22 protein-coding genes, 1 tRNA gene and 1 pseudogene are annotated in these 23674 nt (G+C 70.2%); 13 read left to right on the top strand and 11 right to left on the bottom strand.

The features are described 5' to 3' along the window. The first annotated feature begins 124 nt into the window (after positions 1-124). From ACFWVP_RS21965 to ACFWVP_RS21945, 5 genes are read left to right on the top strand one after another with little or no spacing between them, the layout of a single operon-like run. Complete coding sequence (locus ACFWVP_RS21965; RefSeq protein WP_384498946.1) at positions 125-559, top strand: hypothetical protein; 435 nt, start codon at positions 125-127, stop codon at positions 557-559. A 17-nt stretch (positions 560-576) separates the two neighbouring features. Continuing rightward, complete coding sequence (locus tag ACFWVP_RS21960) at positions 577-2928, top strand: hypothetical protein (protein ID WP_384498945.1); 2352 nt, start codon at positions 577-579, stop codon at positions 2926-2928. Next, on the top strand, positions 2928-3632 hold the full coding sequence (locus ACFWVP_RS21955) for a hypothetical protein (protein WP_384498944.1): 705 nt from the start codon (positions 2928-2930) through the stop codon (positions 3630-3632). The genes ACFWVP_RS21960 and ACFWVP_RS21955 overlap by 1 nt, the downstream gene beginning before the upstream one ends. Before the next feature lie 29 nt (positions 3633-3661). Next, a complete protein-coding gene (locus ACFWVP_RS21950; protein ID WP_384498942.1) occupies positions 3662-4216 on the top strand; it encodes a hypothetical protein in 555 nt (184 codons plus the stop codon). Next, complete coding sequence (locus tag ACFWVP_RS21945) at positions 4201-4380, top strand: hypothetical protein (RefSeq protein WP_384498940.1); 180 nt, start codon at positions 4201-4203, stop codon at positions 4378-4380. Before ACFWVP_RS21950 ends, ACFWVP_RS21945 begins: the two co-directional genes overlap by 16 nt. A 124-nt stretch (positions 4381-4504) precedes the next feature. Here the strand turns inward: ACFWVP_RS21945 and ACFWVP_RS21940 are convergent. Beyond that, a tRNA-Cys gene (locus ACFWVP_RS21940) sits at positions 4505-4579 on the bottom strand. A gap of 186 nt (positions 4580-4765) precedes the next feature. Here ACFWVP_RS21940 and ACFWVP_RS21935 point away from each other — a divergent pair. The 5 genes and pseudogenes from ACFWVP_RS21935 (at position 4766) to ACFWVP_RS21915 (ending at position 10446) form a co-directional block, all read left to right on the top strand. Then, on the top strand, positions 4766-6232 hold the full coding sequence (locus ACFWVP_RS21935) for an MFS transporter (protein WP_384498939.1): 1467 nt from the start codon (positions 4766-4768) through the stop codon (positions 6230-6232). A 58-nt stretch (positions 6233-6290) separates the two neighbouring features. Beyond that, positions 6291-6470 (top strand): annotated as a pseudogene (locus ACFWVP_RS21930) (death-on-curing protein); the annotation flags it as partial. A 164-nt stretch (positions 6471-6634) separates the two neighbouring features. Then, positions 6635-8416 (top strand): DEAD/DEAH box helicase, encoded by a 1782-nt coding sequence (locus ACFWVP_RS21925; protein ID WP_384498938.1) that lies wholly within the window; start codon positions 6635-6637, stop codon positions 8414-8416. 511 nt (positions 8417-8927) lie between these two features. Beyond that, on the top strand, positions 8928-9572 hold the full coding sequence (locus tag ACFWVP_RS21920) for an IclR family transcriptional regulator (protein WP_384498937.1): 645 nt from the start codon (positions 8928-8930) through the stop codon (positions 9570-9572). Positions 9573-9657: 85 nt separating this feature from the next. Next, a complete protein-coding gene (locus tag ACFWVP_RS21915; RefSeq protein WP_384498936.1) occupies positions 9658-10446 on the top strand; it encodes a S16 family serine protease in 789 nt (262 codons plus the stop codon). Here ACFWVP_RS21915 and ACFWVP_RS21910 read toward each other — a convergent pair. From ACFWVP_RS21910 to ACFWVP_RS21875, 8 genes are all read right to left on the bottom strand, one after another. Beyond that, complete coding sequence (locus tag ACFWVP_RS21910) at positions 10376-11695, bottom strand: MFS transporter (protein ID WP_384499027.1); 1320 nt, start codon at positions 11693-11695, stop codon at positions 10376-10378. The two genes, ACFWVP_RS21915 and ACFWVP_RS21910, sit on opposite strands and share 71 nt — an antisense overlap. Before the next feature lies 1 nt (position 11696). Continuing rightward, the gene (locus ACFWVP_RS21905; protein ID WP_384498934.1) at positions 11697-11879 is read right to left on the bottom strand and encodes a hypothetical protein; all 183 of its coding nucleotides are present in this window, start codon (positions 11877-11879) and stop codon (positions 11697-11699) included. 13 nt (positions 11880-11892) lie between these two features. Further along, positions 11893-12516: an ArsR/SmtB family transcription factor gene (locus ACFWVP_RS21900; RefSeq protein ID WP_384498933.1), complete on the bottom strand. Its 624-nt coding sequence runs from the start codon at positions 12514-12516 to the stop codon at positions 11893-11895. A 91-nt stretch (positions 12517-12607) separates the two neighbouring features. After that, positions 12608-13579, bottom strand: a complete 972-nt coding sequence (locus ACFWVP_RS21895; RefSeq protein WP_384498931.1) for a glycine betaine ABC transporter substrate-binding protein — start codon at positions 13577-13579, stop codon at positions 12608-12610. Continuing rightward, a complete protein-coding gene (locus ACFWVP_RS21890) occupies positions 13576-14424 on the bottom strand; it encodes an ABC transporter permease (RefSeq protein WP_384498930.1) in 849 nt (282 codons plus the stop codon). The genes ACFWVP_RS21895 and ACFWVP_RS21890 overlap by 4 nt, the downstream gene beginning before the upstream one ends. Continuing rightward, entirely contained in the window at positions 14421-15689 is a 1269-nt protein-coding gene (locus tag ACFWVP_RS21885; RefSeq protein WP_384498929.1) for a betaine/proline/choline family ABC transporter ATP-binding protein, read from the bottom strand. Before ACFWVP_RS21885 ends, ACFWVP_RS21890 begins: the two co-directional genes overlap by 4 nt. Next, entirely contained in the window at positions 15682-16329 is a 648-nt protein-coding gene (locus ACFWVP_RS21880) for an ABC transporter permease (RefSeq protein WP_384498928.1), read from the bottom strand. The genes ACFWVP_RS21885 and ACFWVP_RS21880 overlap by 8 nt, the downstream gene beginning before the upstream one ends. Positions 16330-16344: 15 nt before the next feature. Then, entirely contained in the window at positions 16345-16818 is a 474-nt protein-coding gene (locus tag ACFWVP_RS21875; RefSeq protein ID WP_384498926.1) for an Lrp/AsnC family transcriptional regulator, read from the bottom strand. 122 nt (positions 16819-16940) lie between these two features. Between ACFWVP_RS21875 and hppD the strand changes: the two genes are divergently transcribed. Continuing rightward, positions 16941-18086 (top strand): 4-hydroxyphenylpyruvate dioxygenase, encoded by a 1146-nt coding sequence (gene hppD / locus ACFWVP_RS21870; protein ID WP_384498924.1) that lies wholly within the window; start codon positions 16941-16943, stop codon positions 18084-18086. Between the two features lie 52 nt (positions 18087-18138). On the opposite strand, the gene ACFWVP_RS21865 is transcribed toward hppD, so the two are convergent. Continuing rightward, positions 18139-19818 (bottom strand): hypothetical protein, encoded by a 1680-nt coding sequence (locus ACFWVP_RS21865; RefSeq protein WP_384498922.1) that lies wholly within the window; start codon positions 19816-19818, stop codon positions 18139-18141. A gap of 97 nt (positions 19819-19915) precedes the next feature. On the opposite strand from ACFWVP_RS21865, the gene ACFWVP_RS21860 reads away from it, so the two are divergent. After that, the gene (locus ACFWVP_RS21860) at positions 19916-21283 is read left to right on the top strand and encodes an FAD-binding oxidoreductase (RefSeq protein WP_384498921.1); all 1368 of its coding nucleotides are present in this window, start codon (positions 19916-19918) and stop codon (positions 21281-21283) included. Between the two features lie 47 nt (positions 21284-21330). Here ACFWVP_RS21860 and ACFWVP_RS21855 read toward each other — a convergent pair whose 3' ends face one another. After that, positions 21331-21807 carry an SsgA family sporulation/cell division regulator gene (locus tag ACFWVP_RS21855; RefSeq protein ID WP_384498919.1) on the bottom strand — a complete coding sequence of 159 codons (477 nt, stop codon included), beginning with the start codon at positions 21805-21807 and terminating at the stop codon, positions 21331-21333. 216 nt (positions 21808-22023) lie between these two features. Between ACFWVP_RS21855 and ACFWVP_RS21850 the strand changes: the two genes are divergently transcribed. Further along, on the top strand, positions 22024-23673 hold the full coding sequence (locus tag ACFWVP_RS21850; protein ID WP_384498917.1) for an RDD family protein: 1650 nt from the start codon (positions 22024-22026) through the stop codon (positions 23671-23673). Position 23674 lies beyond the last annotated feature (1 nt).

The following is a 23674-nucleotide window of genomic DNA, read 5'->3' as shown; positions in this document are numbered from 1 at the left end:
CGGATGCGGCCGCAGCGCGTCTCCTCCCCGCCTGTATCAGCGGAAACTGAAGCGCTAGCGTGAGCGTCACTGAGGGCGAAGTCGATGGCTTCGGTGGCATCCGGGATCGAGTACGGGGGAATTCGTGACGTTCGACGCAGAGTGGGCGGCGCTTCGGGCGGAGTCGACGCAACGGGTCGATATGCGGCTCAACGGTGTCGATGACGGCAACGGCGGTCATGGTGCGCCCAGCAGCCCCGATCTGGCGGTCAACCAGGACAATCTCGGGGCCATCGGGCACGACGCGTACGGTCTGCGCACCCGCCTGTCCAAGGACGGCGACCACGCCCGGCCCACGACCTTCGACGCGGCGATCGCGCTGACCAACGGCAACTTCTCCAGCGGTTCCGCGCTGCTCAAGGTTCATGACCGCTGGAACACGCACATGAAGACGCTCCTCGACGCCTGCGCGCAGATTTCGAACCACCTCGACTACACCACGTCGGCCCACGCGAAGGACGATGTGCAGATCGGTGGCGATCTGATCTCCGTCTCCAAGCTCAACGACTATCTGAAGTAATCGCGGGGGATTCGGAAATGCTGGAGTACGAGGACATCGTCGACGCCCCGGTGGCGAAGCTGAAGACCGCGGCCGACGACTGGGCGGACATGGTCACGAAGCTGGACCGGCTGGCCGACGACGCCGGCGACGGAATGAAGGTCAAGGCGGACAAGGCCGAGTGGGAGGGCGTCAACGCGGGCGTCACCAAGGCCTTCATAGGCAAGACGGCCAAGGAGTTCAAGGACGCCGCCGCCGAGGCCAAGGGGGTCAAGCAGATCCTCGAGGAAGCCCACACGGCCATCAAGAAGGCCAGGGACGACCTCATCGGCATCCGGGACGACGAAGGACCCGCGGCCGGGATCCACGTCGACGCCAAGGGCAAGGTCACGGCGAGGCACCCCGTGGAGGACATTCCTCCGCAGCAGCGCCGCAACGACCCCGACTACCCCGATCTCCTGCGTCAGCAGAAAGAGAACATCCAGGCCTGGCAGAAGAAGATCGACCTCATCGTCGACAACTGCAACGACACCGACGTGTCCTTCAGGAACTCCCTGGAGGCCAACGTCACCGAGGGCAAGGACTTCAGCGCCCCGAAGTACACAAAGATGGACCAGGAGGAGGCCGCGCGTGCCGCCGCCCTGGCCGCCAAGGGCCGCGACATCACGCACACCGAGCTGCAGGCGCTCAACGAACTGCTCCACGACAACAGCAAGTCGCCCGAGTTCTCCAAGAACTTCTACGAGAAGCTCGGCCCGGAGAAGTCCCTCGCGTTCTTCGGCCAGCTCTCGACCGACACGTACCAGTACGGCAAGGCCGACAAGGAGCGCCTCAAGGACGTCCAGGAGCTCCAGAAGAACCTGGGCCTCAACCTGGCCACCGCCTCCCAGGACAAGGCGTTCACCGCCGAATGGGGCCCGGAGCTGCGTAAGCTCGGCACGGAGCGCATCCCGCTGGCGAAGCACGACTACGGCGGGCCGTTCGGCTACCAGCTGCTCGGCGGCATCATGCGGTACGGGAACTACGACGCGAAGTTCCTCAACCCGATCGCCGAGCACGTGGCGCAGCTGCACCAGAAGGACCCGTACATGTTCGCCGAGAACAAGGTGGTGAACAGTCCGTTCAAGAACCCGTTCAACCCGTCCGGCGTGAACGGTTCCGGCTACGACCCGGCCGTGTCCATGCTGGAGGCGCTCGGCAACAGCCCGGACGCGGCGAAGCACTTCTTCAACGACCCGCCGACCGCGTACAACGAGGACGGAACGGTCAACAAGGGCGCCACGGCCGATCTGGGCAAGAACGGCGACACGCCGATCGGCAACTACCTCGACTTCTTCGGGAACGAGAAGTGGGAGTCCTACGGGGACGTCGACTCGCTGGACGAGAAGGAACTCAAGGCGTCCCTCAACTACATGCCGGACGCCCTGGGCCATGCCCTGGAGGCGGCCACGCTCGGCTATCCGGCCGGTCACCCCGACGCGGGCGTGGTGCGGGACGCGGACAACGCGGCGATCATGCGTCAGGTCATGGAGAAGTACGGCGAGGACGCGGGGCTCCTCAAGCAGCAGGAGGCGATGTCGGACAGTCTCGGCACCATGGGGGCCGGGTACATCGACGACATCAACTGGGCGTTGGACAAGAACGGGGCGGACAGCGTCTTCGCGCCGACCAAGAACCTGGAGGGGCACCTCGACTTCTCCGACACGTCGGAGGGCCACGGTCGCGACGCCGTACGGCAGTTCCTCAGTGTCATGGGCCAGCACCCGGACGCGTACGCCACGCTGTCCACCGCCGAGCAGGTGTACACGGCGAGTGCGCTGGAGTCCCAGGTAGGCGCCGACGGGAAGCCCGATCCCGGAGGCTCCAGGTCGGTGGTGTTCCGCGGTGCCGAGGTGCAGGGCATGCTCGACCAGTCCCGGGCCGATCAGGTCCAGGCCGACAACATGAAGACGCACGAGGACTACGAGAAGGCCGTGGCCAAGCGTTCGGGCTGGGTGGAGTTCGGCGCGGCGGCGGGGATCGCGGCCGGTGTAGCCTTCCTGCCGGCGACGGCCGCGGTGGGCACGGCCGCGGTGCTCATCCCGTTGGTCACCGACACGGCCAGTGGTGCCGCGGAGCAGGTCATCGGGCAGGTCGTCGGAGACATCTCGGACAACTCCGTGGACAAGAGCAAGGAAAAGGCCGAGGACCTGACCATAGAGGAATGGAACAGGATCTATCGCTCCGGTGAGTCCATGGCCGAGGCCCCGATGGACGATTTCTTGAGGAGCCGTGCGTCCGGGGACGAGTACAAGGGATTCCGTCAGGACATGACCGAGTCGCTTGCGCTCGGCTATCTGCAGGGCAACAGTCGCGAGAACCAGCAGGGCAGCGCCCCGGAAACCGGCTGATGACGACAGGGAAGGGCTTCGGGATGCATGCCGTGCGGAGTGTGCGGGCGAGGCGATGGCTTACGGCCGTCGGCCTGGCGATGACCTTGGGTGCCGGGAGCGTGGCATGCGCGTCGGACGACGCGGAGGCGGAGCACGAGGCGTACGTCGGGGCCGAGGAGGTGTGTGGCGGTCTGTTCGCGGGTCCGACGGCGAAGATGGTCGAAGACGTGACGGGCCGGAAGCTGTTCGCCTGGAGGAATTCGAAAAGCGTGGAGGACGTCGTCCGGGCGCTCAAGGACGGATACGCGTCCGGGCGTAGTTGGGCCGCGGGGGACGACCTCTGCGAGCTGGTTCGGAAGGGGGCGACGCCGACCGAACCGGCGGGCGGAGTGAAGTTCTCGATGTACGCGCCCCACGACGTGGGTGATCCGGGGCTTCCGGCAGGCGCGGAATTCTACACCATGGGCCAGCAATCCGAGGTCGCAAGAAGTGGGGCTGCCCTCTATTTCGAGTGTGTCACCCCCCAGTTGAAGGACTCGGACAAAAACCCGCTGCGTATCCATGGCAGCTTCGGGCGTGGCAAGAGCGACGCACCGGACACGCGTGAGTACCGCAACCTGAACATGACCATCCTGCATGCCGTTTCGCTCAAGCTGGTGAAGGCGCTCGACTGCGAGAACAACGGCGGGTTGCCCAAGGACCCGGTTCTCAGTCCGAAGTAGAGAGGTCGCGTCCGGACGGACTCTCCGGAATGGATGTCCGTGGCCCGTATGGACTGAACGACTTGAGAGCCATGCTTAGAGCTGTCACCGGCCTGGCAGCGGCCGCCTCGCTGCTCGCAGGCGCCGTCGGCTGCGGTGAGGACAAGAGGGACTACGTCAGAGAGGCTTGGGAGCAGTCGGTGCCCCCGGAGCGGCTGTGCGGGGGCGCGGTGTCCGCCGAGGCGGGCAAGGCGCTGGAGCTCATCACCGGATCGACCCGGTTCGAGGCATCCGCCGAGAGGTACACGGTGGCCGCCGCAGCCGAGGAGGTGACGGGCATCGTCTCCGCGTTCATTCCCGAGCCTTCTGGCAACAAGGGCGACCTCTGCCGCATCTACACCCCGGTCGGGAAGGCCGGTTACGAACTCCGCGTCGTCTGGCGCTTGTCCGATGATGCCCGGTGGGCGGACGGCAATCTCCCCTCAGGGTTCACCCGGCTGGATCACGGGCAAGGAGCGACCTCACACGACGAGGCCTACGTCGAGTTCCCCTGCCGCAGCAAGAAGCTGATCAATACGGCGCAGAGCCCGTGCACATCGAGATGAACGTGATGCGGACGGGAATGCCGACGGAGCCCGGCGACGACGCCGAGGTGCTGAAGAAGGCCTACGCCACCGTGGCGCACTCCGTGGCGCGGGCCGTGGCGAAGCGGTTGGCCTGTGAAGGGGACGGCGGGCTCACCGCGCAGCCGTCGCTGGACCTGGAGTAGGGCTGCTGTCCGCGGGGAAGCGGTCGCCGGACCCGACGTACGCGGGGCAGCCGGGACCACCCGGCGCACAGGAACGGCCGCCCCCGCGCCATGGGGGCGGCCTCACCCTTTCGGGTGTTCCCGCTGGAGACCGTGACCGGAATCGAACCGGTGTAACTCGAGTTGCAGTCGAGCCCCTGAGCCTCTCGGGCACACGGTCAGGTGTTTGTCGTTCTGTGGTCGACCGTACGGGCCGGCGTGAGGTCCCTCAAGGGTGCCGGGTGCCCTGCAACGCGACTGCCACACCGCGTTCACGTTCGGCCGTCCGGGCCTACGACCAAGGTCCGATGCGGGCTCCCTCCACCGACAGGGTTCATCCGGCATTACGGCCCTTACTCTTGGGTCCATGAGTGCCCTGGAACCGCGTGACGCCGAGGTCACGGCCCCTGTCGAGGACATAGCCGTCGACACCCCCGCGGAGGGCGTGCTGGGGCGGACCCACCGGGCGCTCAGCATAGGCATCGTCTCCGTCGTGCTGCTGATCGCCTTCGAGGCGACCGCCGTCGGTACCGCGATGCCGGTCGCCGCCCGTGAGCTGCACGGCATCCCGCTGTACGCGTTCGCGTTCTCCGCGTACTTCACGACCAGCCTCTTCGCCATGGTGCTCTCCGGGCAGTGGGCCGACCGGCGCGGGCCGCTCGCCCCGCTCGCCACCGGGATCGGCGCCTTCGGGGTGGGGCTGCTGCTGTCCGGGACGGCGGGCAGCATGTGGATGTTCATCCTGGGGCGGGCCGTCCAGGGCATCGGCGGCGGGCTCGTGATCGTGGCGCTGTACGTCGTCATCGGGCGGGCCTACCCGGAGCGGATCAGGCCCGCGATCATGGCCGCGTTCTCGGCGGCCTGGGTCGTCCCGTCCGTCGTCGGGCCGCTCGCCTCCGGGACCGTGACCGAACACCTCGGGTGGCGCTGGGTCTTCGTCGGCATCCCGGTGCTCATCCTCCTGCCGCTCGCTCTGGCCCTGCCCGCGATCCGGCGGATGGCGGGAGGCCCCGCCGACGCGGAGTCGGCCGCGAAGCCCTTCGACAGGCGGCGCGTCCGGCTGGCCCTGGGCATCTCACTGGGCGCCGGGCTCCTGCAGTTCGCCGGGCAGGAGCTGCGGTGGGTCTCGCTGCTGCCTGCCACCGTCGGTGCCGCGCTGCTCGTGCCCGCCGTGCGCGGTCTGCTGCCCCGGGGGACCGTGCGGGCGGCCCGGGGGCTGCCCGCGGTGATCCTGCTGCGCGGGATATCGGCCGGCTCGTTCATCGCCGCCGAGTCCTTCGTACCGCTGATGCTGGTGACCCAGCGCGGACTGTCCCCGACGATGGCCGGCCTGTCGCTCGCGCTGGGCGGCCTCACCTGGGCCCTCGGCTCGTACGTACTGGCCCGGCCCCGCCTGGAGAAGCACCGGGAGTCGCTGATGGTGGCCGGGATGGTGCTGGTGGCCCTGGCGATAGCGGCCGCGCCGGCTGTGCTCATCGAGTCGGTGCCGGTGTGGACGCTGGCCGCGGCCTGGGGCGTCGGGTGCTTCGGCATGGGCATGGTGATCGCTTCGACGAGCGTGCTGCTGCTGAAGCTGTCGGCCCCCCAGGAGGCGGGTGGCAATTCCGCGGCGCTGCAGATCTCGGACGGCCTGTCCAACGTGCTGCTGCTCACCGGCGGCGGAGCGGCGTTCGCCGCGCTGGGCGGCGGCGCGGTGGGGGCGGCGGCCCACGGGGCGGTGGGCAGCGGCGCCGCCGGATCGCACCCGGGGGCTTTCACGGCGGTGTTCCTGCCGATGGCGGCGGTGGCCCTGGTGGGGGTGTGGGTGGCGACGCGGGTGAAGGAAAGCTCGTAGTGCCGCCTGGTACCGCGCGGTACCGTTTTTTCATGGCTGGTCTGAATCTGCGGGCGCGCTCGTGGACGGCAACAAGCGCATTGCTTGGTACGCGACCTGGGTTTTCCTGCACATGAACGGGCACCCGCTCGACCCCGGCTTCGACGTGGACGAGGCCGAGCGGTTCGTGCTGGACGTATGCCAAGGGGCTTTGGACATGCCCAAGATCGCGGAACGGCTGCCAGGGTTCGCCAAGTAGCCGTCTCCTGTGAAGCGGGTCTCAGCGGCGCCGGGTCACGGCTGGTTCGTACGGGGTTCCGGCCCGCCCGCCGGTAGGGTGGCCCGGTTGTCGTATCGCGTACGAGTCCGTCCCGGCCCGTACGGGCAGCACCCCACGTACCCGAGTGCCCCGAACCGGAGACCGTGACTACTACCGCCTCCCACCACCTCTCACCCGCCTTTCCCGGACGCGCCCCCTGGGGTACGGCCGGGAAGCTGCGAGCCTGGCAGCAGGGTGCCATGGAGAAGTACATCCAGGAGCAGCCGCGCGACTTCCTCGCCGTCGCGACGCCCGGCGCAGGGAAGACCACCTTCGCGCTGACCCTCGCCTCATGGCTGCTGCACCACCACGTGGTGCAGCAGATCACCGTGGTCGCGCCCACCGAGCACCTCAAGAAGCAGTGGGCGGAGGCCGCGGCCCGCATAGGCATCAGGCTCGACCCCGAGTACAGCGCCGGCCCCGTGAGCAAGGACTACCACGGGGTCGCGATCACGTACGCCGGTGTCGGCGTGCGACCGATGCTGCACCGCAACCGCTGCGAGCAGCGCAAGACCCTCGTGATCCTCGACGAGATCCACCACGCCGGTGACTCGAAGTCGTGGGGTGAGGCCTGCCAGGAAGCGTTCGACCCGGCGACCCGTCGGCTGGCGCTCACCGGTACGCCGTTCCGCTCGGACACGAACCCGATCCCGTTCGTGGCGTACGAGGAGGGCAACGACGGCATCCGGCGTTCCTCGGCCGACTACACGTACGGCTACGGGAACGCGCTCGCGGACGGCGTCGTCCGCCCCGTGATCTTCCTCAGCTACAGCGGCAACATGCGCTGGCGCACCAAGGCCGGCGACGAGATCGCCGCGCGGCTCGGCGAGCCGATGACCAGGGACGCCATCGGGCAGGCCTGGCGCACCGCGCTCTCGCCCACCGGTGACTGGATCCCCAACGTGCTGGCCGCGGCCGACAAGCGGCTGAGCGAGGTGCGCAAGGGCATCCCCGACGCGGGCGGACTGGTCATCGCGACGGACCAGGAGTCGGCGCGCGAGTACGCCAAGATCCTGAAGAAGATCACCGGCGACCGTCCCGCCGTCGTGCTCTCCGACGAGAAGGCCGCGTCGAAGAAGATCGACCAGTTCAGCCAGGACGGGTCGCGCTGGATGGTCGCGGTCCGCATGGTGTCGGAGGGCGTCGACGTGCCGCGCCTCGCGGTCGGGGTGTACGCCACGACCATCTCGACGCCGCTCTTCTTCGCCCAGGCCGTCGGCCGTTTCGTGCGGTCGAGGCGTCGGGGCGAGACCGCGTCCGTGTTCCTGCCGACGATCCCGATGCTGCTCGACTTCGCGAACGAGATGGAGGTCGAGCGCGACCACGTGCTCGACAAGCCGAAGAAGGGCAGCGACGAGGAGAACCCCTTCGCCGAGGAGGACCGGCTCCTCGCCGACGCGGAGAAGCTCGAGGACGAGGAGACCGAGGAGCAGCTCCCCTTCGAGGCGCTGGAGTCCGACGCGGTCTTCGACCGGGTGCTGTACGACGGGGCCGAATTCGGCATGCAGGCGCACCCGGGGAGCGAGGAGGAGCAGGACTACCTGGGCATCCCGGGGCTGCTCGAACCCGACCAGGTGCAGCTGCTCCTCCAGAAGCGGCAGACCCGGCAGATCGCGCACAGCCGCCAGAAGCCGGCCGCGGAGGCCGACCTCCTGGAGAAGGCGGCCGAGGACCGGCCCGTGGTCACGCACAAGAAGCTGCTGGAGTTGCGCAAGCAGCTCAACACGATGGTGTCGGCGTACACGCACCAGAGCGGCAAACCGCACGGCGTGATCCACACCGAGCTGCGGCGGGTGTGCGGCGGGCCGCCGAGCGCCGAGGCGACGGCCGGGCAGATCCAGGACCGGATCAAGAAGGTGCAGGAGTGGGCCACCCGGATGCGGTGAGGTGACCCCGGGCGACGGGCCCGGCGCGGGGGAGAGCGTCCCCCGCACCGGGCCCGTCGCCGTGCTCGGCGCCCGCTCTCCGAGGCCCGGCCGGTCACGCCGCCGCCCCCGGAGCGTGCGGCGCTCGTGAGGGCGTGCGCGAACCCCTTGCGCGGAAAACTTCGTCACATTAATTTACGGTGAGTTAACACCCGTTCACATCCGGTGCACGGAGCGTCGCGGCCGAGTCACGCGACTAGAACGCGCGTAGATGTTCGCGTTCCGGACGGTTCCGCGCTGACCGGCGGTTATGTCGTCGCGTTCCGGAGGGGGACCGGATTCTGGACGAGGTCTTCCGCTGAGCGGACCCGCTCGCTAATGTCCCCGAAACATGAACGCACCGTGGCAGTGTCGCCGCGGTGCGCAGCCGGTGCCATGGCCAGTCGGCGGCCTCTCGGTACGTCGCCGTCGAGTCCGGCGTCGGCACTCCGGAGAGAGATCCGCCCCGCTCACCAAAGAGGGAGAGGGCGTCGTGACCGCGGAGACTTCCCAGACGCTCGACAGAGGACTGCGTGTCCTCAAGCTGCTCGCCGATACCGACCACGGCCTGACCGTCACCGAGCTGTCGAACAAGCTCGGCGTCAACCGCACGGTGGTCTACCGACTCCTCGCCACTCTCGAACAGCACGCTCTCGTCCGGCGTGATCTGGGCGGCCGGGCCAGAGTGGGCCTGGGCGTGCTGCGCCTGGGCCGTCAGGTGCATCCGCTCGTCAGGGAGGCGGCGCTGCCCGCACTGCGCTCGCTGGCCGAGGACATAGGGGCCACCGCCCACCTCACCCTGGTCGACGGCGCGGACGCACTCGCCGTCGCCGTCGTCGAACCGACCTGGACCGACTACCACGTGGCCTACCGGGCGGGCTTCCGGCACGCACTGGACAGGGGCGCCGCAGGACGGGCGATCCTCACCGCCCGGCAGAAGTCGCTCGCCGACCATCCCGGCTACACCCTCACCCAGGGCGAGCTCGAAGCCGGTGCCTGCGGTGCCGCGGCGCCGCTGGTCGGGGTGTCCGGGGTCGAGGGCAGCGTGGGCGTCGTGATGCTCGCGGACGCCGTGCCCGAACGGGTCGGCCCCCGCGTGCTCGACGCGGCCCGGGAGGTCGCGGACGCGCTGCGCTGACCCCGCCGCGGGCGCGCCGATCCGGCCCGCGGGCCCGGGGCCGGGGGAGTCGTCCGGGGTGTGCGGCGGCGGATAGATTGGGCGGGTGCTCACTCGTCTCACGCGCCCCCGCACCCTCGCCCTCTGTGCGCTGCCCGTCCTCGCGCTCTTCGGTACGGCGGCCTTCGCGCCGCTGCCGTTCACCCTGGCGCAGCCCGGCACGACCGCGAACGTGCTGGGCGACGACCAGGGCAAGCCGGTCATCACGATCAAGGGCGCGCCGACCCTTCCCACGGACGGCGAGCTGCTGATGACGACGATCATCGCGACCGGGCCGACCGCCGACGTCACGGCCGCGGACGTGGTCGACAGCTGGTTCAGGACGGACCGCGCGGTCATGCCGCGCGACTCCGTCTACCCCACCGGGGGCTCCGAGAAGGAGATCGAGCAGCACAATCTCCAGGACATGGAGAAGTCACAGGACGTCGCGGTCGAGGCGGCCCTGAACTACCTGGACAGGGACCCCGGTTCGGTGGACGTCACCCTGAACCTCGCCGACGTCGGAGGCCCCAGCGCCGGGCTGTTCTTCTCGCTCGGCATCATCGACAAACTCGCCGGTGACGGCTCCGGCGGCGATCTGACCGGTGGCCGGACGGTCGCCGGTACGGGAACGATCGAGGCCGGCGGCACGGTCGGCGCCGTCGGCGGGGTCTCCCTGAAGACGCAGGCCGCGCGGCGTGACGGCGCGACCGTCTTCCTGGTGCCGAAGGCCGAGTGCAAGCAGGCGGAGGCGGAGCGCCCCGAGGGCCTGCGGCTGATCCCCGTCACGACGCTGGAGAGCGCGGTGTCCTCGCTGCGGGCCCTGGATCAGGGAGACGAGGTTCCGAGCTGCTGACCTGCGGCCGGGAACCCTCCATGCCGCGCCACGCGGGGAACACCAGCGGGCTCAGCGTCGCCAGGAAGTACACCCCGCCCATCGCCAGCAGCGCCCCCGACGCGCCCATGCCCTCCACCAGGAGGCCGGCGGCCAGGCCGCCCACCGGCATGGCTAGCTCGCAGCCCGCGGTGAGCGCCCCGGACACCCGGCTGCGCAGCTCCTCGGGGACGCGCTCGTAGGTCACCGTCGTCAGGATCGGGTTGAGCATGCCGCCCGCGACCCCGCCCAGCGCCATCGTGACCGCGAGCGGCAGCGTCGTCCCGGTCAGCGCGGCGACCAGGAACCTCGGCGCCCCGTACAGCACCACGCACACCGAGAACACCGCCCGTCGCGAGAAGCGGTGCCCCACCGCCCCGTACAGCAGCGCGCCGGTCAGCCCGCCCGCGCCGAACAGGGCGGTGAGCAGACCCAGATCGGTCGCCCCGCCCAGCTCGCCCTCGGCGTGCACGGGCAGCAGGACGGCGTTCCACCCCTGGTCCGTGCCGTTCATGACCATCACCATGACGACCACGGCGAGCAGCAGCCGGTTGCCGAGCAAGTAGGCGTAACCCTCGCGGAGTTCGGCGCGGTAGGTGCGCAGCGAGACCGGGGCCGCGGCCTTGCGGGGCTCGGCCGCCCGGACCCCGCGGACGCCGGTCGCGACCAGCAGTGCGGACAGACCGAACGTGGCGGCGTCCAGCAGGAGTACGGTCTCTGCCCCTACGACGGCGATCAGCACCCCGGCCAGCGCGGCGCCCACCATGCGGGCCCCGCGTGACACCGCGTCGAAGAGGCTGGCGGCGCGGGCGAGTGTGGTGCCCGCGTGCTCGGCGAGATCGGGTACGAGGACGTAGCGCGCCGTGTTGCCGGGCGTGTGGGCCAGCCCGTTCAGCGCCATCAGGGCGCACAGCATCCAGAATTCGAGCGCTCCTGAGTGGTGCAGCAGCGGGATGGCGACGACGGCCGCGCCGCAGACCGCGTCCGAGGCGACGGCGACCCGGCGGCGGCCGATCCGGTCGATGACGGGCCCGCCGATCAGCGCGGCGACGACGATCGGCAGGGTCGCGCAGAAGGCGACGACACCGGCCCGGCCCGCGCTTCCCGTGGTGTCGAGGACGAACCACGGCACGCCGATGAGCGTGAGCGAGGTGCCGGCTGTGGATATCGAGTTGGCCGCCAGTACGGCGGCGAGCGGGATACGGTCCGGTGCCGGCTTCCCCCCGTCCACGTCAGGCCGTTCGCGCGGCACGTGCCGGGGGTGGCGCGCTCTGGGCCAGGCGGAGGCCCAGCTCGACCATCGTCCAGCCCATACGGTGACGGAAGCCGGGGCGTACGGGGGTGAACCCGGCCGCCTCGCGGTGGAGTTCGGCGGCACGGCAGGTGTGGAGCAGAAGGTGGACATCGCTGTGCATGACGTTGATCCCCTCAGTCGGTGGGACGCGGGAACACGTGCAGGTGGGTGCGGACGACGGCCGACCCCTCGGTGCCCTCGGGGACGCGGCCCCGGTAGCTGTTCACCAGCTCCTGCATCTTCTCCGCGAGTTCCAGGGAGAGTTCAGGGGTGAGGCGCAGCTTGAAGTCGCTCATGTCGAACGCCTGACGCCACTCCTGGGGCCATTCGTGCATCGTCCCGAGCCAGGTGTTCAGCTCCTGGGCGTGTGTGGTCGCCACTTCGTGGAGCACGACTCCGATGGCTCCGCGCACCTCGGGGTCCGGGTGCTGCAGGAAGCTGTCCGTGCGCTGGAAGACGGTGCCCGTGTGGACGGCCTTCCACCACCGCTCGCGCCCCTTGCCGCGCTCCGGGTCGTCCTCGACGAAGCCGTACGCGGCCAGCTGGCGCAGGTGGTAGCTGGTGGCGCCGCTGGACTCGCCGAGCCGGTCGGCCAGACCAGAGGCGGTGGCGGGACCGAACTCCCGGAGGGCGTTCAGCAGCCGGATGCGCAGAGGGTGCGCGAGACCGCGCAGGGTGCGGGTGTCGACGTGGTGGATCTTCGGGTCGTCGGCGTACGAGGGCGGGGCGGGCCGGTCTTCGGGCTCGTTCGGTGGCATGACGCGACCATAAGCTTGCAAAGATTACTTTGCAAGCTGTTTTTTGCAACGACTTCTTTGGAAGCTCTGCGGTGGCTCGGACCGGTCCCGCTCAGCCCTCCTCGATGAACCCCTCCTCCAGCAGCCAGTCCTTCGCCACCTCGTGCGGGTCCTGCCCGTCCACGTCCACCTTGGAGTTGAGCTCCTGCGCGAGCTCGGTCGTCAGCTTCTCGGTCACCGGGGCCAGCATCGTGGCGATCTCCGGATACTTGTCGAGGGTCGCCGTGTGGATGGCGGGGGCGGCGTTGTAGTTGGGGAAGAACTGCCTGTCGTCCTCCAGCACGTCCAGGTTCATCGCCTTGATCCGGCCGTCCGTGGTGTACACCTCGCCCAGCAGGCAGGAGTCGGACTTCGACACCTGGGTGTAGATGATCCCGGCGTCCATCTTCTTGATGTTCGCGGCCGGAAGCTTCAGCCCGTACTTCTTCTGCATGCCCGGCAGCCCGTCGTCGCGCGACGCGAACTCGTTCTCCACACAGACGGTCACGGCCCCGGGGTCCTTCTTCGCGAGCGCGGCCACGTCGGAGAGGGTCTTCAGGCGGTACTCGGCGTTGTTCTCCTTGCTGATGGCCAGGGCGTACGTGTTGTCGAGGGTGGCCGGCGGCAGCCAGGTCACCCCGTTGTCCAGGTCCTCGTCGCGGACCGCCTTCCACTGCTTCTGCGGGTCGGTGATCGGCTCGGCGTGGCCCAGATAGGTGATCCAGGCCGTACCCGTGTAGTCGTACAGCGCGTCGGCCTCCCCCTGGGCGACCGCCTCACGCGCGCTGATGGACCCCGGGAGGTTCGTGCGGTCCAGGACCTCGGCGCCGGCCGCCTTGAAGACCAGTCCGATCACGTTTCCGAGGATGATGTTCTCGCTGAAGTTCTTCGAGGTCACCGTCAGCGAGGCACCCTGGAGCGGCTGCCCCTGCCCCACCGACCCCGGGACCACGTCGTCCACCAGCGGCGACCCGCTCTTCAGCCCGCACCCCGTGAGCACGAGGGCGAGCGTGGCCGCCGATGCCAGGCCCGTACGTACCCTCACGCTTCCTCCAGTCCGCGCGGCGTCAGCCACAGTTCGACCAGCGAGGCCAGCCAGTCCACGAGCAGTGCCAGCACCACCGTCAGTACGGAACCGAGCACCAGCACGGGCATGCGCTGCGTCTGGATCCCCGAGGTGATCAGGTCGCCGAGTCCGCCGCCGCCCCCGAAGGTGGCGAGTGTCGCCGTGCCCACGTTGAGCACCAGGGCCGTGCGGACACCCGCCAGGATCAGCGGGACGGCGAGCGGCAGTTCGACCTTGGCGAGCGTGCCCATCGCGGACATACCGATGCCCCGGGCGGCCTCCACGAGCGTCGGCTCGATCGAGTTCAGCCCCGCCACGGTGTTGGAGAGCACCGGCAGCACCGCGTAGATCACCATTCCGATGATCGCCGTCGACGGCCCGATGCCCAGCCAGATGACCAGCAGGGCCAGCAGCCCGATCGCGGGGGTCGCCTGTCCGATGTTGGCGAGGGCCGTGACCCCGGGGGCGGCCCTCTTCAGGCCGCGCCGGGTCAGCCCGATGCCGAGCGGGATGGCGATGATCAGCACCCAGAAGGTGGAGATCGCGGTCAGCCTGACGTGCTGCCACCAGCGGACCTCGACGGTGTCACCGGCCAGCGAGTTCTCGGCGATCGAGTCGAGGTCGACGTTGGAGATCCAGAAGTAGGTGGCGACCAGGACGACCGCGAGGACGGCGGGTACGACCACGAGCTTCCGCCAGGTGATCCGGCGGGCCGGACCGGACGGCGCCCGAGGGGGCCCCGCCTCCTCGTCGCGGAAGGAGTGGCCCCGCACATCGTGTTCCCCGGGCGGTCGCGTGGAGGGTGCCTGATGACTGGGGGTCATAGCCCGCCGCCACCTCCCTCCAGCTCCTGCTCGGTCTGATGGACCCGCAGGTGCTCCAGATCGTGCTGGTGCTCCATCGCGGTGAGCCGGTCGGCCTCCAGCAGCTCCTGCACGGAGTTCATCAGGGTGTGCATGTCGACGACGCCGATGAACTCCCCGCGCCGCCCCGTCACGGCGACCCGCCCTCCGCTGTCGGTCAGCACCGCCTCCAGCGCGTCGTGCAGCGTCGCGTCCCGGGTCACCGTGTCGTGCACCAGCTGGCCGGCCCTGGCGAGCGAACCCTTGGCCCGCATCAGGTCGCCGCGCCGCAGCCACTTGTACGGACGGTTCCTGCGGTCCAGCATCAGAAGCTCGTTGTGCCGGCCGTCCCGGAGCTTGTCGAAGATCGACTGGAGCGGGTCCTCGACGGTCACCGTGGGGAAGTCGGCGATGCCCACATCGCGTACCCGGGTGAGGTTGAGCCGCTTCAGTGCCGCGCCCGCACCCACGAACCCGGAGACGAAGTCGTCCGTCGGGTTGGTGAGGATGGCCTCCGGGGTGTCGAACTGCGCGATGTGCGAACGCTCCCGCAGCACCGCGATCCGGTCGCCCAGCTTGATCGCCTCGTCGAAGTCGTGCGTGACGAAGACGATCGTCTTGTGCAGCTCGTGCTGGAGCCGGATCAGCTCGTCCTGGAGGTGGTCACGGGTGATGGGGTCGACCGCGCCGAACGGCTCGTCCATCAGCAGCACCGGTGGATCCGCGGCCAGCGCCCGTGCGACGCCGACCCGCTGCTGCTGGCCGCCGGAGAGCTGGCGCGGATACCGCCCGTGGAACTCCCGCGGATCGAGACCGACCAGGTCGAGCATCTCCTCGACCCGGTCCTTCACCCCCGACTTCGACCAGCCGGTCATCTTCGGCACGAGGGCGATGTTCTCCGCGACCGTCATGTGCGGGAAGAGCCCGGAGGACTGGATCGCGTAGCCGATCTTGCGCCGCAGCTTCACCGGGTCCATGTCGGTGACGTCCTCGTCGTTGATCCTGATCCGCCCGGACGTCGGCTCGATCAGTCTGTTGATCATCTTCAGCGTGGTGGACTTGCCGCAGCCGGAGGGCCCCACCAGGATCACGGTCTCACCGGCCTTGATGTCCATGGAGACGTTGTCGACGGCCGGGGCGGGGCTGTTGGGGTAGGACTTCGTGAGGTTCTCCAGCCGGATGGTGGCCCCCGAGGTCGCGGCGGGGGACGCGGGAGTCTCCTTCGGCCCGGTGACGGTTTCAGACACGGATCCCCCTGGGGATGGTGAGTCGTCCGAGCAGTACGTAGCCGGCGTCGAAGAGCAGGGCGAGGATGACGATGCCGAGCGTGCCCGCGAGGACCTGGTTGATCGCGTTGGCGCTGCCCAGCGAGGCGAGACCCCGGAAGATCTCGTTCCCGAGACCGGGCCCCGAGGCGTACGCGGCGATGGCGGCGATACCCATCAGCATCTGGGTGGAGACCCGGATCCCGGTGAGGATGGGCGGCCAGGCGAGCGGCAGCTCCACCCGGCACAGCCGCGCCGTACGCGACATCCCGATGCCCTTCGCCGCGTCGACCAGGGACGGGTCGACGCCACGCAGTCCGACGACGCAGTTACGGACGATGGGCAGCAGCCCGTACAGCGTCAGGATGATCACGGTGGGCGGTACCCCGAGGCCGACCAGCGGGATCAGCAGACCGATCGCGGCGAGCGACGGAATGGTGAGGATCATGGCCGTGGACGTGATGGCCAACGACCCGCCCCAGCTGCTCCGGTAGCTGACCACGCCGATCAGGACGCCGAGCAGGGTGGCGATGACCATGCACTGGAAGACGGCGCTGACGTGCTGGAACGCGTCGGTGAGGAGCTGCTGGTGCCGGGTGGTCACGTACTCCCAGAAGTTCACATGCCGCTCCTCGGGTCAGTCGATGTCCTGTGCAGCCTGCTCGACGAGCGGGAGAATACGCAGGGGGACCGGGTTTTCCATGACGATCGCCGTGGAGGCCCGGACGATCCCATCCAAACCGACGACCCGGTCGATCACCCGCTGGAGATCGGCGTTGGAGCGGGCTACGAGCCGGCAGAGCATGTCGCCGTGGCCGGTGGTCGTGTGCAGTTCGAGCACCTCGGGCACCCCGTCCAAATGGGCCCGTACGTCGGCGCCTTGGCCCTGCCTGATCTCCAGCGTGGCGAACGCGGTGACGGGGTAGCCGAGTGCCGCCGGGTCGACGTCCGGACCGAAACCGCGGATGACGCCATTCGACTGAAGGCGGTCGAGCCGCGCCTGGACCGTCCCGCGCGCCACCCCGAGCCGCCGGGAGGCCTCCAGTACACCGATACGGGGCTCACGGGCCAGTAGCGCGATGAGCCGGCCGTCCAGATGATCGATCGCCATGATCCGTCTCCCGATGGTCACCCTGTGCAGATAGCAACCCCATCCTGGCCGACTACTGGACAGATTGACCAGCGATCACACGAACTGTTGCGCACCTTGCGAAGCGGCGGGAACCTTCGGACATGACTGAGACTCTGCACACCACCCCTGACACCGCCCGGCAGGCCGACCCCTTCCCGGTCAGGGGAATGGACGCGGTCGTCTTCGCCGTGGGCAACGCCAAGCAGGCGGCGCACTACTACTCGACCGCCTTCGGCATGAAGCTCGTCGCCTACTCCGGACCGGAGAACGGCACCCGCGAGACCGCGAGTTACGTCCTGACCAACGGCTCCGCCCGTTTCGTCCTCACCTCCGTCATCAAGGCCTCCACCGAGTGGGGCACCTTCCTGGCCGACCACGTGAACACCCACGGCGACGGTGTCGTCGACCTCGCCATCGAGGTCCCGGACGCCCGCGCCGCGTACGCGTACGCGGTCGAGCACGGCGCCGAGGGCATCACGGAGCCGTACGAGCTCAAGGACGAGCACGGCACGGTCGTCCTCGCCGCCATCGCCACCTACGGGAGGACCCGCCACACCCTCGTCGAGCGCTCCGGCTACGACGGCCCCTACCTCCCGGGCTTCGCCGCCGCCGCCCCGATCGTCGAGGCACCCGCCAAGCGGACCTTCCAGGCGATCGACCACTGCGTCGGCAACGTCGAGCTCGGCCGGATGAACGAGTGGGTGGCGTTCTACAACAAGGTCATGGGCTTCACCAACATGAAGGAGTTCGTGGGCGACGACATCGCCACCGAGTACTCCGCCCTCATGTCGAAGGTCGTCGCCGACGGCACGCTTAAGGTGAAGTTCCCGATCAACGAGCCGGCGATCGCGAAGAAAAAGTCGCAGATCGACGAGTACCTGGAGTTCTACGGCGGCGCGGGCGTCCAGCACATCGCGCTCGCCACCAACGACATCGTCGCCTCCGTCAAGGCGATGCGGGCAGCCGGCGTGCAGTTCCTGGACACCCCGGACTCCTACTACGACACCCTCGGGGAGTGGGCGGGCGAGACCCGCGTACCCGTGGAGACACTGCGCGAGCTGAAGATCCTGGTCGACCGCGACGAGGACGGCTACCTCCTGCAGATCTTCACCAAGCCGGTCCAGGACCGGCCGACGGTCTTCTTCGAGATGATCGAGCGCCACGGCTCGATGGGCTTCGGCAAGGGCAACTTCAAGGCCCTGTTCGAGGCGATCGAGCGCGAGCAGGAGAAGCGCGGCAACCTGTAGCAGGCAGGCAAACGCCCCGGGACGTGCGCGCCCCGCACGCCCCGGGGCAGGGCTACCGAGCCACCGGCTCCGCGCCCTGCTTCGCCTTCGGGGACGGAGCGGCCTCCGGCTCGGACCGCTTCGGCTCCGGCTCGCCCTTCTCCGTCTTCTCCCGGCTCTCCGCCTTCCCCGGCGCCGTGTCCGTCCCGTCCGTCCCGTCCTTTTCAGGTGCCCCGGGGCTCGGCACCGGCGTCGGTTCCGGTTCCGGAGCGGGCTCGGGGGCCGCCGGTTCCATGTCCGCCGGGCCACCGGAGGCCGGTGCGCCCAGTGCGTCGAGGGCGTCCCGGGCCAGGGGCGCGGCCAGCGGGGAGAACCCCGGATTCGTACGGAGGGACTCCTCCAGATCACCGCGGGCCGGCCCGCCCTGGCCGAGCGCGTTCTCGATCATTCCCAGGTGGTACGCGTACGAGGCGTTCCGCACACCCGTCTCCACGGCCCGCTCCGCGTACTGCAGGCCCTCCTCCGACCGGCCCGCCCGGTGCAGCGCCCAGCCCAGGGCGTCCGACACCGCCGAGCTGCGGCGCAGCGCGGACCACTCGGCGCGCATCAGCTCCACGGCCGCTTCGGCATCGCCGTGGTCCGCCTCGAACAGGGCCTCCGTCACGGATTCGTCGACCCCGTCGGTCCTGGCCTGCGCGAGCAGTTCGCGGAGCCTCGTGTACTGGGTGCGGGCGTCGCCGTCCAGATCCAGCGACTCGTACAGCTCGCCCAGTTCGAGGACGTACTCCGGGCGCGGCAGCTTCGTCGTCACCGTCCGGTAGTCGGCCAGTGCCTCGTCCGTGCGGTCCAGGGCCACCAGGGCGCGCGCCCGGCCGGCCAGGGAGGCCAGGTGCCCCCTGTCGGTGCGCAGGGCCGCGCCGTACTGGGCGACGGCCTCCGCGGGCTCGCCGCGCTCCCACGCCAGGTCGCCCAGCCGGTGCAGCGCCGCAGCCTTCTCCGCGGGGGCGGTCGCGCGGTCCGCCGCCTCCTGCGCGGTGGCCAGGGCGTCCTCGCGCCAGCCCTGGTTCCGGTACATCTCCGCGGTCCTGCCCAGCGCGGGGACACCCTTGCGCAGCGACCCGAACTTCTCCGTCGCCCGGACCGCCGCCTCGTACTCGCCGAGGCCGTTGTACGCGTCGATCAGGACCGGGTAGGCCGCCCAGTTCTTCGGCTGCCGCGCGCGTACCGTCTCGCCCCACTTCTTCGCCGCGAGGTGGTCGTGCCGTGCGTTGGCGAGGGCTCCCAGCCCCACCCAGGCCTCCGTGTTCCCGCGCTCACCGGGCTGTGCGGCCAGCGAGCGCTGCAGCGCCTGCTCCGCCCGGGTGTAGTAGGCCGCGTCCGCGGAGCGCCGGCCCCACTCCACGTACGCCGTACCGAGCACCGCCCAGGACGGGGCGTCGGACGGGTGTGTCTCCACCCACTGCTGCCGGTCGCCGATCAGCGCCGTGAGGTCGGACAGCGACGCCGGGGATCCGGCGGCCGCAGCGGCCTCGGCCCGCGCGACCGGCCCCGGCACGGGGGGTGAGGCATCGTTCGCGTCGTCCGGTACGGCGACCACCGCACCGGCCACGAGTACGGCGCCGGCCACCGCACCGAGCGCCGCCCTGCGCAGCGTGGTGCGCATCGGCGCGGGGTGCGGGGTAACGGCCGTCGCACCCTCCGGCGGCAGGGTGGAGGGGGGTGGCTCCGGGTTCTGCTGCGGCATGGCATCCATGGCCTTCACTCTGCGTCAGTACGAAGATCGCATCGGGTTGCGTGAACCCTGGCGCAGACGGGTTCACACCATTGGCCCCGGATGTCACCCTTGGATCATGGACGCTCTCCTCGAACAACTGCGCGCGGGTCTTCCGGCCGAGGCACTGATCACGGACGCGGAGGTCACCGCCTCGTACGCCCACGACATGGCGAGCTTCTGCGACGCCGGTGCCCCCGCCGTCGTCGTCCTGCCGCGCACGGTCGAGGAGGTCCAGCACGTCATGCGGACCGCCACGGCGCTGCGTGTCCCCGTGGTGCCCCAGGGGGCGAGGACGGGCCTGTCGGGCGCGGCCAACGCCACCGACGGCTGCATCGTGCTCTCCCTGGTGAAGATGGACCGGATCCTGGAGATCAGCCCGGTCGACCGGATCGCGGTCGTCGAGCCGGGCGTCATCAACGCCACGCTGTCCCGCGCCGTCAACGAACACGGCCTGTGCTACCCGCCGGACCCGTCCAGCTGGGAGATGTGCACCATCGGCGGCAACATCGGCACGGCGTCCGGGGGACTGTGCTGCGTGAAGTACGGCGTCACCGCCGAGTACGTCCTGGGTCTGGAGGTCGTCCTGGCCGACGGACGCCTGCTGAACACGGGCCGGCGCACGGCCAAGGGCGTCGCCGGATACGACCTGACCCGGCTCTTCGTCGGATCGGAGGGCAGCCTCGGTGTCGTCGTCAAGGCCGTCCTCGCGCTGCGGCCACAGCCGCCGCAGCAGCTCGTGCTCGCCGCCGAATTCCCCTCGGCGACCGCCGCGTGCGACGCGGTGTGCCGGATCATGGAACGCGGACACACGCCGTCACTCCTCGAACTGATGGACCGTACAACCGTGCGTGCCGTCAACGCGATGGCCTCCATGGGCCTCCCCGAATCCACCGAGGCGCTGCTGCTCTGCGCCTTCGACACGCCCGACCCGACCGCCGATCTCACCGCCGTCGGCCTGCTGTGCCGTGAGGCGGGCGCCACCGAGGTCGTGCCCGCGGACGACGCGGCCGAGTCCGAACTCCTCCTCCAGGCACGCCGGCTCTCGCTGCCCGCGATGGAGACCCTCAAGCCCGCCACGATGATTGACGACGTGTGCGTACCGCGCTCCAGGCTCGGCGCGATGATCGAGGGAACCGCAGCCATCGCCGACAGGTTCCACCTGACCATCGGCGTCGTCGCCCACGCGGGCGACGGCAACACGCACCCCGTCGTCTGCTTCGACCACACCGACGCCGACGAGTCCCGCAGGGCGCGCGAGTCCTTCGACGAGATCATGGCGCTGGGCCTCGAACTCGGCGGCACCATCACCGGCGAACACGGCGTCGGAGTCCTGAAGAAGGAGTGGCTCGCCCGCGAACTCGGCGAGGTGGGGGTCGAGCTGCAGCGCGGTATCAAGGCGGCCTTCGACCCGCTGGGGCTGCTCAACCCCGGCAAGCTGTTCTGACCCGCCGCATCAGGACCTCCCCGTCCCACCCGGACCTCCCCGCCCACTCAGACGTCCCCGTCCTGCGGCTCGTCCGAGGACCAGGGGTCGCTCAGCCACAGGTCGTCGGCCGGCAGCGGGGTGAGCAGCTCCGCGAGCGCGTCGTCCAGGCCGAGCAGGGAGCTCTCGGACCCCGGCGGCACCACCCGCAGGGTCCGCTCCACCCAGGCGGCCACGGCGGCCGACGGCATCTCCAGGAGGGCGTTCCCGTCGGGCGAGGTGAGCGCGACGCAGATGACACCGCGGTCGTCGACCCTCGTCGGCCAGATCCGCACGTCCCCGTGCCCGCACGGCCTGAACACCCCGTCCACCAGCAGCTCACGGGCGAACGTCCAGTGCACGGGCGTCTCGGAGCCGATGTGGAAGGTGATGTGCACCGCGTACGGGTCGTCCGTCAGGTAGGACAGCCGGGCGGGCACGGGGATGGCCCGCTCGGGTGACAGGACCAGCCTGAGTTCCAGCTCGCGTTCCACGATGTGCTGCATGAGGGTGCACGACCTTCCGATGCTCGTAGGGGCCGGTCCCTTGACCGGTCCGCACAAGGAGAGAGCGACCCCCCGGCGATCCATGACGCGGCTTTCCAGAAAAACTTCTCCGGTCCCGGAACGTGGTCCAAACGGCAGGACGGGCCCGGGGATACGCGGTGGTCTGATAGATGTGGACCCTTGTATTGAGGCCTATAGAGATACGGGACCACGGTGATGAGCGCCCCAACCCCGGCACCCGGTGACGAAAGCCCCCGCGAGGGGTACTACCCCGACCCGTCCATTCCCGGATACGTCCGGTACTGGAACGGCGCGTCATGGGTTCCCGGCACGAGCCGGCCCGCGCCCCAGCAGGGCGGAACTACCCCGGCGGCGCAGCCCGCCCCGGCGGCGGACGCCGCCCCTCTCCACACCGCGCAGCGGCCGGCCCCGGTCGACGAGACCGGGCCGATGTACCTCGACGACGTCGAGGAGGCCGCCGCGTCCGACGGACGCGGCGGAGCGGGCACGGCCGGCAGCCGCCCCGAACCGTCGTCCGCCTGGCAGGCCGACACCTCCCGGCAGACCGGCTTCGGCGGCGAACGCGACCACCGGGTCTCGTGGGGCGGCCCCGGCCCGCGTACGGCGGACGGACCGGCCCCCGCGCCTGCGGAAAGTGGCCCCGCCGATCCGCGTCGGTCCGCCGTCCAGGACCCGACGCGCGGAGCGCTGCCCGGCATGCGGGACGGCGGCGGTACGGGCCCCGGTACCGGGGAGACCAGCGACGGCGCCGTCGCCGTGCGCCCCCCGTCCGGCGACCGGGGACCCGGGGGTGACACGGGCCGTCCGCCCGCCGACGGTACGGTCACCATGCGCGCCTCGGGACCGACAGGCACCACCCGGCCCCCGCGGCCGCGCGAGGAGAATCCGGCCGACGGCACGATGACGATCCGCGCCGTGCCCCCCGCCACCACCCGGCGCACGCCCGCCCCGCAGGCACCCGCCCCGCGCACCACGGCCCCGCAGGCGCCCGCCCCGGCGCCCGAGCCGTCCCCCGCACCGCCCCAGGCGCACGCCCCGGCGTGGACGGACCCGCAGAGCCCGGGCAGCCCGCAGAACCCACAGGGCCCTCAGAGCTCACGGGGCCCGCAGAGCCCGAGCAGCCCGCAGAATCCCATGACCCCCGGCCCCGGCGGTGGGTCCGCGTCCTGGGCCCAGCAGGCGCACCAGCTCGCCCGGCCGGAGCGGACGGCCCCTCAACAGCCGCAACCGCAGCCGCAGCAGCCCCACCCGATGCCCGCGCAGCAGCAGGGCGGCCGGCCGGGGCAGCAGCAGCCCGTCGTCCCCTGGAAGCCGCCGGTCGAAGACCACTTCCAGCAGCTGGCCAGGGCCCAGGCGTCCGCCAGGCCCGCCGGGCTCGGCAAGCGGCTGGCCGCCCGCCTGGTCGACACGGTCGTGCTCGGCGCGCTCGTCGGCGCGATCGGCTTCCCGCTGGTCACGCGGGCGGCGGACCACATCGACGGGAAGATCGAGGCGGCGAAGCAGTCCGGTGAGACGGTCACCGTCTGGCTCCTGGACTCCACCACGGCCGGGCTGTTCGGTGCGGTGCTCGGCATCTTCCTGGTGCTCGGCCTCGTCCTGGAGGCACTGCCCACCGCCAAGTGGGGCCGCACGCTGGGCAAGAAACTCTGCGGCCTGGAGGTGCGGGACATCGAGTCCCACGGGCCGCCCACTTTCGGAGCGGCGCTGCGCCGCTGGCTCGTGTACGGGGTGCTGGGCCTGCTCGTCGTCGGCGTGGTCAACGTGCTGTGGTGTCTGGTCGACCGCCCCTGGCGCCAGTGCTGGCACGACAAGGCGGCCCGCACCTTCGTGGCCGGCCAGGAGTAGC

The organism is Streptomyces sp. NPDC058637 (genome assembly GCF_042717325.1).
Classification (GTDB): Bacteria; Actinomycetota; Actinomycetes; order Streptomycetales; family Streptomycetaceae; genus Streptomyces.
This window is presented reverse-complemented; position numbering and strand designations above follow the sequence as displayed.